Genomic DNA, 2,578 nt, shown 5'->3' on the forward strand with positions numbered 1-2,578 from the left:
GGTCTCGCGTCGTGGTGCGGATGCGCCTGGTTCCGGGGAACTGTCGTCCGCTCTGCGTGAGTTGGGGGCCGAGGTCGCCTGGGCGGCGGCCGATGTCGCCGACCGGGCGGCGCTGGCGGGTGTGCTGGCGTCCGTTCCGGCGGAGTTCCCGCTGACCGGTGTGGTGCACACCGCCGGGGTGCTGGACGACGGCATCCTCTCCTCGCTCACCCCCGAGCGGATCGACACCGTGCTGCGTCCGAAGGTGGACGCGGCGCTCAACCTGCACGAGCTGACCGCCGGCCTCGACCTGAGCGCGTTCGTCCTCTTCTCCTCCAACGCGGGCACCTTCGGCGGCCTCGGCCAGGGCAACTACGCTGCGGCCAACGTCTTCCTGGACGCGCTCGCCGAGCAGCGGCGCGCCGCCGGACTGCCCGCGACCTCCCTCGCCTGGGGCCTGTGGGCCGAGGGCGGCATGGTCGAGACCCTCGACGCCGCAGACCTCCAGCGGCTCGCCCGCTCCGGCATGGCCGGCCTGTCCAACGCCGAAGGGGTGGCGCTCTTCGACGCCGCCACCGCCACCGGCGACGCGGTGCTCGTCCCGATGCGGCTCGACCTGGCCGCGCTGCGCCCGCAGGCCGCCGCCGGCACGCTGCCCGCCCTGCTGCGCGGACTGGTCCGCACGCCGTCCCGGCGCGCCGCACGGGCCGGTGCCGCCGGCGGCAGCGAACTGATGCGCCGACTGGCCGGCCTCTCCGAGGCCGAGCTGGACCGCGAGCTCCTCGAACTGCTGCGCGTGCGCATCGCCGCCGTGCTGGGCCACGCCTCGTCCGAGACGATCGAGGCCGGCCGGGCGTTCAACGAGATCGGCTTCGACTCGCTGACCTCGGTCGAGCTCCGCAACGAGCTCAACGCCGTCACCGGCCTGCGGCTCCCGCCGACCCTGATCTTCGACTACCCGACGCCCGCCGCACTCGCCGAGTACCTGCGCTCGGAGATCGCCGGCGCGGACCACGGCACCGCCTCCCCGCAGGCCCCGGCGGTCCGCGTGGACGACGAGCCGATCGCCATCGTCGGCATGAGCTGCCGCTACCCCGGCGGCGTGGCCTCACCCGAAGAGCTGTGGCAGCTGGTCACGGCCGGAGTCGACGCCATCTCCGAGTTCCCGGCCGGCCGTGGCTGGGACCTCGACCACCTCTTCGATCCCGACCCGGACCACCCCGGCACCAGCTACGCCGACCAGGGCGGCTTCCTGCACGGCGCCGGCCTCTTCGACCCCGCGTTCTTCGGCATCAGCCCGCGCGAGGCCCTCGCCATGGACCCGCAGCAGCGCCTGCTGCTGGAGACGTCCTGGGAGGCGTTCGAGCGCGCCGGCATCGACCCGGCCACCGTGCGCGGCAGCCGGACCGGTGTCTTCGCCGGTGTGATGTACCACGACTACGCCACCCGGATCGGCGCGGTCCCGGACGGTGTCGAGGGCTACCTCGGTACCGGCACCTCCGGCAGCATCGCCTCCGGCCGCGTCGCCTACACCTTCGGTCTTGAGGGCCCGGCGGTCACCGTCGACACGGCCTGCTCCTCCTCGCTGGTCGCCCTGCACCTCGCCGTGCAGGCCCTGCGGCAGGGCGAGTGCACGATGGCGCTGGCCGGCGGTGTGACCGTGATGGCCACGCCCGAGGCGTTCATCGACTTCAGCCGCCAGCGCGGCCTGGCCAAGGACGGCCGGTCCAAGTCCTTCTCCGCCTCCGCCGACGGCACCAGCTGGTCCGAGGGCGCGGGCATGCTGCTCGTCGAGCGCCTCTCGGACGCCCGCCGCAACGGCCACCCGGTGCTGGCGATCGTCCGGGGCTCCGCGATCAACCAGGACGGCGCCTCCAACGGCCTCACCGCCCCCAACGGTCCGTCCCAGCAGCGGGTGATCCGGCAGGCCCTGGCCTCGGCCGGACTGACCGCCGCCGAGGTCGACGTGGTCGAGGCGCACGGCACCGGCACGACGCTGGGCGACCCGATCGAGGCCCAGGCGCTGCTCGCCACCTACGGCCAGGAGCGGGCCGAGTCCGCGCCGCTGTGGCTGGGCTCGCTGAAGTCCAACATCGGCCACACCCAGGCCGCCGCCGGTGTGGCGGGCGTCATCAAGATGGTGCTGGCCATGCAGCACGGTGTGCTGCCGCAGAGCCTCCACCTCGGCGAGCCCTCGCCGAACGTCGACTGGGCCTCCGGCGCCGTCGAGCTGCTCACCGAGGCCCGTCCGTGGCCCGAGACCGGGCAGCCGCGCCGCGCCGCCGTCTCCTCGTTCGGCTTCAGCGGCACCAACGCCCACACGATCGTCGAACAGGCACCGACCGAGCAGCGCGACTCCGCCCCGGCGCCGGTGCACCCCGCGCCCGCCGTCCAGCCGTGGATCCTCTCGGCGAAGACCGAGGACGCCCTGCGCGACCAGGCCCGTGCGCTGCGGGCGCAGGCCGAGCGGCTGCTGTCGGCCGGTGATGCCGAACCGGTCGATGTGGCGTACTCGTTGGCGACGGGTCGGGCGGGGCTGGAGCACCGCGCGGTCGTCGTGGCGGGTGGGCGTGAGGAGTTCCTGCGGGGGCTTGGTGCG

General features: G+C 74.4%; 1 protein-coding gene. It reads left to right on the forward strand.

The features are described 5' to 3' along the window. Positions 1-2,578, forward strand: a 2,578-nt coding sequence (locus UK12_RS32220; RefSeq protein WP_045306760.1) for a type I polyketide synthase, incomplete at both ends; no start/stop codon positions are given.

The organism is Saccharothrix sp. ST-888 (genome assembly GCF_000955975.1).
In the GTDB taxonomy this organism is placed as follows: domain Bacteria; phylum Actinomycetota; class Actinomycetes; order Streptomycetales; family Streptomycetaceae; genus Kitasatospora.